Below are 6,270 nucleotides of genomic sequence, written 5' to 3' on the forward strand. Positions count from 1 at the left end.
ACCCACCGAAGAAACCCTCCGCCACACCCAAGGCGCGTTCCTCCGCCGCCGACGCCGCTACGGCCTGCACCACCTCGAAATCTTCGCCACCACCGAACAATACGAAACCCTCGCCACCGCCATGAACGCCGCCACCAACCCCCGACTCACCACCACCCCCGGAAGAACCACCACCAGCGGCGACACCACCAACACCGCCAACACGCTTGGCGCCACCAGCGGCGGCACCACCAACACTCTTGGCGCCACCAGCGGCGGCACCGTTCAAGACACTGCACACGGCCCTGAACTGGACCGGCGCTCCCGCGCCCAGAAACTCCTCGACGGCCTCGTCGGCGCCTGCGCAGTCGCGATGACCACCAGGAAACTGCCCTCCAACGGCGGACTCCGACCCCAACTCACCGTCACCATCGACCACCACGAGCTCTACAACCAACTCACCGGCACAGACCCGAACCAAGCCAGCACCCCCACCCAGCCCGGCACCAGGAACACCAACAGCACCGTCAGCACCGGCACCGCGACCTTCACCGGCCCACTGCACCCCAACACCATCCGCAAAATAGCCTGCGACGCCGAAATCCTCCCCGTCCTGCTCGGCACCGACTCCCAAATCCTCGACATCGGCCGAACCACCCGGATCTTCCCACCCCACATCCGCAAAGCCATCACCGCCCGCGACGGCGGCTGCGCCTTCCCCGACTGCACCCTCCCCGCACCCTGGTGCGAAGCCCACCACATCACCTACTGGTCACACGGCGGCACCACAGGAACAGAGAACGGTACACTCCTCTGTTCCCACCACCACCACCTCATCCACAAAGAACAATGGACCATCACCATGAACACCGGAGTCCCCTGGTTCATCCCCCCACCCCACATCGACCCCCACCAAACACCACGACGCAACCACCACCACACACCCCACAGAACATAAACAAAATGTGGGGACCGTCGGTACATATGTGGGTGTGCGCGAGCTTGGCCTTCGCGAGCGCGACCTGGCTGGAGCAAGACCTGGCTGGAACCTGACGTGGCCGGACCTGGATTGGCTGGAACCTGACGTTGCTAGGCAGCGACTCTAACCGGCACGCGTGTTTCCAGAGACTCCGGTGCTGCACCCACTACTTTGGAAGCACCAAGCCCATCCCCAGGGGCACGCGGGCTCCAGCACCCACAACCCCGGAAGCAACAAGCCCATCCCCAGGGGCACCCGGGTTCCAGCACCCGCCACCGGAAGCAGCCACCCCAGCCCCAGGGGCACCCGGGTTGAAGTACCCCCCGAGCACCCCTGACGCGGACGCAGCCACGCTGCCTGTGGAAGTTTGCTGCGCCGGTGATCGCTTTCAGGACGGAGCATGGCGGGCTACCTCGAGGATCCGGGCGTCACACCGCAGGCCGCGGGACCACGCCCAGTTGGAATCAATGCGAGGCAGTTGGAATCAATGCGAGGCAGGCCACCCCGTGTAGGACTCCGCCAGGTAGGCCTTCGCGTGCTCGGACGTCACCACCGAGTGCAGCTCACCGAGTTGGCGGGCACGGTCGAAGTCGTCGGCTCCCGGAACCGTGTGCAGCATGGACGTCATCCAGTACGAGAAGTGCTGCGCCTTCCAGACACGGTCCAGGGCTCGAGCACTGTAGGAATCCAGGAGGGCGGATGAGCCGTTGGAGTAGAAGGAGTCGAGTCCCTCGAATAGGACCTTGACGTCATGAATGGCCAGGTTCAGGCCCTTCGCCCCGGTCGGCGGGACGGTGTGTGCGGCGTCGCCTGCGAGGAAAAGGTTCCCGTGGCGCATGGGTGTGTGTACAAAGCTGCGGAACGGGAGGACCATCTTCTCCAGGACGGGGCCTTCCTTGAGTTCAAAACCGTTGCCGTTGACGCGCTTGCGGAATTCCGACCAGATACGTTCGTCGTCCCAGTCGGCCACGTTCTCTTTGGGGTCGCACTGGAAGTACATGCGCTGAACCGTCTCGGTGCGCTGGCTGATCAAGGCGAAGCCGTCTTTGGAGTTGGCGTAGATCAGCTCATCGGCGCTGCGGGGGGCTTCTGCGAGGATGCCGAACCACGCAAAGGGGTACTCGTGGAAATACCACTTGCGGTCAGCTTCGGGGATCTGGAAGCGGCAGTGGCTGCGCGACCCGTCGGCACCCACGAGGAAGTCAGCCTGGATCTCGAACTCCTGCCCCTCGGAGTCAGTGAACCAGACCTTCGGTTTGCCCTCGAGGTCATGCACTGTGGTGTCCGAAACGCTGTACCTGACGTCGCCGCCGTCGGCCTCCCGGCGAGCGGCGAGATCCATGAAAACGTCAGTCTGGGGGTATAGCCACACGGACTCACCAACGAGTTCTTTGAAGTTGATGCGGTGGCTTTCACCGTTGAAGCGCAGCTCGATGCCGTCGTGCCGGTCGCCTTCGCGGAGCACCCGGTCCGACACTCCCGAGTCGACCAGCAGGTTTACTGTGCCATGCTCCAGAATTCCGGCGCGGACTGTTTCCTGGATGTCCTTGCGGCTGCGGATTTCAACCACCACGGAGTCGATCCCCTGCTTGGCCAGCAGATGGGAGAGCATGAGCCCGGCAGGGCCTCCGCCCATGATGGCTACCTGGGTGGTGATGGGTGTGCGTGCCATGATTCCTCGCTTCGTTGCGGATCCCCGCGCTTCGAACGGTTGGGATAAGTCCGGAATCAGTGTGGCTCGAATCAAGTGAGTGGCGTTACACCAATTCCATTGAACGGAAGTTGTGATTGGCGTCGCCCAGTTGGCGTCCTATGCCCCGCGCCGCCGTCTGCAGGGCGGGCACCAGTGCTTGCAGGCGCATTTCGGCCAAGGGAACCACCACGCCAAGGGCCGCCACCGTCCGGCGCTTGCTGTCCATCACCGGCACCGCAATCCCCCAGGTATCCGGATCAACAACGCCCGCCAGCTGCGCATAACCTTGCTGCGCGGCTTCGGCCAGAAGATGACGCACGACGTCGGCAGTAACCTTCCCGGCCGGGTCCCGGAACTGCTGGAGGTACTCCACCTGAAGCTCCCGCGGCTGGTTGGCCATGAGGGCAAGCCCTGCGGAAGAAATGTGGACGGGCATCCGCCCTGCGACCCTGGCCCGGTTGGCCACCGACCCGCGGCGGGAAAGTCGCTCCACGAAAAGCGCCTCCCAGCCTTCGAGAACGGCAAGGTTGACGTTCTGGTTCAGGACTTGCTGGATGTCCTCCATGAACGGCATGGCAGCCTGACGCAGAGCCAACGTGGGTGAATTGCGGTTGACGAGTTCCCATAAACGCAGCCCGAGGCGCACAGTCCCGCCTGCGCCGAGGTCCAGCAGCCCTTGATCCGACAGTTGGCGGACCAGGCGGTGGGCGGAGGACAAAGGAAGGCCCGCCCGTTCAGCAAGTGCGGTCAGCTGCAGCGACGTGGCGCCCTCGGGAAACGCGGCGATTAGTCGCACCACGCGTTCCACCACGGAGTCGCCCGATGGTGAGTTGGCCACCATTCACCACCTTTCGCAAACGCATCAGGGAAAACGCGGAAACTGCGCAACGGCACGACAGGATGAAGCACCGTCCGCAGAATTATCGATTCCATTCAATGGTAGAACGTGTGCCGCATTACAAGGCGGAGTGATACAACTCTCGTAACCGACCGGTCGTTCAGGCGATCGGCACCCTAGCAACGAGGACGCTATGCCAACGATGTCATCTGCCCGCCGCTCCCAATGGCCCGTGTGGCTTTGCTGGCTGGCCATGGTCCTGGACGGTTTCGACCTTGTGGTCCTCGGTACCGTCATACCGACACTGATCAAGACCGGCGAACTCGGTTTCGACGCCGTGGGAGCCACGTTCGCGGCCACCATCTCACTGGTCGGTGTCGGCCTGGGCGCACTCTTCATTGCGCCGCTCTCTGACAAGTTCGGCCGCCGCAAACTTCTGATCGCATGCGTCGCAGGCTTCTCGATCTTCACCATCGCAGTGGCGTTCGCCCCCAACGTCGCAGTGTTCTCGGCAATGCGTCTCCTGGCAGGTCTTGGCCTCGGCGCATGCCTCCCCGCTGCCCTGGCGTACATGAACGACTACGCCCCTTCCGGCACGGCAGGAAAGTCCACCACCAGGACCATGACCGGATACCACGTGGGCGCCGTGGCCACCGCCCTCCTGGCCATCATCATCGTCCCGAATTGGCGCCTCATGTTCATCATTGGTGGACTTGCCGGACTGGCGCTCCTGCCCTTCCTGTGGGCTAAGCTGCCCGAGTCGCTGCCTGAAGCAGCCCCGGCCCGGGAGGGCAGGGCTCCCAAGCCCGCAACCGGCGTCGCGCGTCCGGCAAATCCCGCACCCAAGACCGGCTTCCGGGACCTGCTCCAAAAGCCGTATCCGGTGGTCGCGCTGGGAATCGGGGTGGCGTCGTTCATGGGATTGCTGCTGGTTTATGGCCTCAACACCTGGCTGCCCCAGCTCATGGCTGCCGCAGGGTATCCGGTGAGCACGGGCCTCACTTTGCTGCTGGTCCTGAACCTCGGGGCTGTTGCCGGGCTGTTCCTGGCCGGGGTCCTGGCCGACAAGCATGGGACCAAGAAAATCGTGCTGCTCTGGTTTGGGTTGTCAGCGGTGTTCCTGGCCATCCTGAGCGTCAAGATCCAGAACGAATTCCTGCTCAATGCCGCCGTGTTCGTTACGGGTATTTTCGTGTTCAGTTCGCAGGTGCTGGTCTACGCCTGGGTGACCCAGCTGTTCCCGCCGCGGCTCCGCGGAACGGCCCTCGGGTTCGCCGCCGGAGTAGGCCGGCTTGGTGCAATTGTGGGCCCGGCCGTGACGGGAACATTGGTGGCAGCGAACATCGCCTACCCGGCAGGCTTCTACGTGTTCGCGGCCGCCGGCGTGTTGGCTGTCGTGGCTCTGTTGCTGGTCCCGCACGAGGTCCGAAAGACCGAGGAAACCGTCTCAGCTGACCGCTAACCGGTCTGTGGATTCCAGGGATTGCGGCAGAAGGATTCCGTGTTTCCCGTCAAGGGCGGCACGGCAGCGAAGCAACGGTCGCTTGACTTCCTCAGCTCCGGGAGCGCCGCAACTGCGGAGTCAAAATGATCTTCACGAATCATCATTTCGATGGCCCGGCACTGGGTTTCAGTTTCCACCGCGCCCACCATGGCCGAGGAGATCTTGAGGCTCAGGACGGCGTCCATGCTGGCGTCGGGGTCATGGCGGCAAAGTCCGTCCGCAATCCTGAGGAGCCGTCCCGGCAGCATAGCCAGATACGTGGAGAGGAAACGCAGCGCCAGCCGGGAGTCTCCCAACTCCTCGGCCAGCACCTGCAGCTCGCACTGTTCCAGCGGACCCGGCCCCGGGTGCGGGACCTCCCGGTCACTCACCGCTTGCTGCCTGGGTCTGTGCAACGCCTTCCGGCGCCGACTTGCTGGGGTCTTTGGTCCAGATGGAGGCGAGCATTCCGATGACCAGGATGGCGGGTGCGCCGTACATCAAGGTGTTCAGGACCATCGGTTCGCGGATTGCCCGGATCGCGTTGCCCACGTAGGGAATCGTGGCGACTTGCTTGTCTACGGTCTTGCCTTGGAGAGTGGCGATCCAGGGATCGATCCNCTGGTCCTCCACCGGGATGTGGTAGGTGATGATGTCGCCGACTTTGACGTCCTCGATTGGAGTAGGGACGGTGACGACGACGTCTCCGGGGTTGATCAGGGGCGCCATGGAACCGGTCAGCATGGTGGAGGTCTGGTAGCCCAGAACGCGCGGGCCGATCGCAAGGAACAAGAACACGAGAGCGCCAATAACCAGCAAGGCCACGGCGATGATCTTGGCCACGGTACCGGCCACGCGGCGGATGGCGCTTTTGGGGGCGGGGGTTTCGGCTGCGGCGACGGCAATCTCGACTGCGGCGGCGGGGGTTTCGGCTGCGGCGACGGCAATCTCGACTGCGGCGGCGGGGGTTTCGACGGCGGACTCGACTGCGGCGGCGGGGGTTTCGACGACGGCGACGGCGGGCTCGACTGCGGCGACGGGGGTTTCGACTGCGGCGGCGGACCTCTCGACGACGGCGACGGCGCTCAGCTTTGATGCGGCGGCCGTGGACGCTGAGGTGTTCGCAGCGGAACGCCGGCCGTGGACTGCGGGAGTGGTGATCGTGCTCAGTGCGCTCATGCCTGGCGTTCCTTTCAATCAGCGGGGCGATCGTTCAGCGGGGCGATCGTTATTGGATGGTGTGCCGGCGGGCCTGATCGGGCAGGGGGGCGCCCGATCAGGCCCGGCGGGTTTGGGGG

At 64.2% G+C, this 6,270-nt stretch carries 5 protein-coding genes; 2 read left to right on the forward strand and 3 right to left on the reverse strand.

Features of this window, described 5'->3' with window-relative positions; all coding sequences use genetic code 11:
• A partial coding sequence (locus tag IEY62_RS21525; RefSeq protein WP_189021444.1) for an HNH endonuclease signature motif containing protein occupies positions 1 to 937 on the forward strand: 937 nt, incomplete at its 5' end.
• Between the two features lie 505 nt (positions 938 to 1,442).
• On the opposite strand, the gene IEY62_RS21530 is transcribed toward IEY62_RS21525, so the two are convergent.
• Both IEY62_RS21530 and IEY62_RS21535 read right to left on the reverse strand, forming a co-directional pair.
• Positions 1,443 to 2,630 (reverse strand): 4-hydroxybenzoate 3-monooxygenase, encoded by a 1,188-nt coding sequence (locus IEY62_RS21530; protein WP_189021445.1) that lies wholly within the window; start codon positions 2,628 to 2,630, stop codon positions 1,443 to 1,445.
• An 85-nt stretch (positions 2,631 to 2,715) separates the two neighbouring features.
• A complete protein-coding gene (locus IEY62_RS21535) occupies positions 2,716 to 3,489 on the reverse strand; it encodes an IclR family transcriptional regulator (RefSeq protein WP_189021448.1) in 774 nt (257 codons plus the stop codon).
• Between the two features lie 193 nt (positions 3,490 to 3,682).
• Here IEY62_RS21535 and IEY62_RS21540 point away from each other — a divergent pair, with 193 nt between their 5' ends.
• On the forward strand, positions 3,683 to 4,951 hold the full coding sequence (locus tag IEY62_RS21540) for an MFS transporter (protein WP_189021446.1): 1,269 nt from the start codon (positions 3,683 to 3,685) through the stop codon (positions 4,949 to 4,951).
• Here the strand turns inward: IEY62_RS21540 and IEY62_RS21545 are convergent.
• On the reverse strand, positions 4,948 to 5,364 hold the full coding sequence (locus tag IEY62_RS21545; protein WP_189021447.1) for an Hpt domain-containing protein: 417 nt from the start codon (positions 5,362 to 5,364) through the stop codon (positions 4,948 to 4,950). The genes IEY62_RS21540 and IEY62_RS21545 overlap by 4 nt on opposite strands.
• Between the last annotated feature and the right edge of the window lie 906 nt (positions 5,365 to 6,270).

The organism is Paenarthrobacter histidinolovorans (genome assembly GCF_014647595.1).
Classification (GTDB): domain Bacteria; phylum Actinomycetota; class Actinomycetes; order Actinomycetales; family Micrococcaceae; genus Arthrobacter; species Arthrobacter histidinolovorans.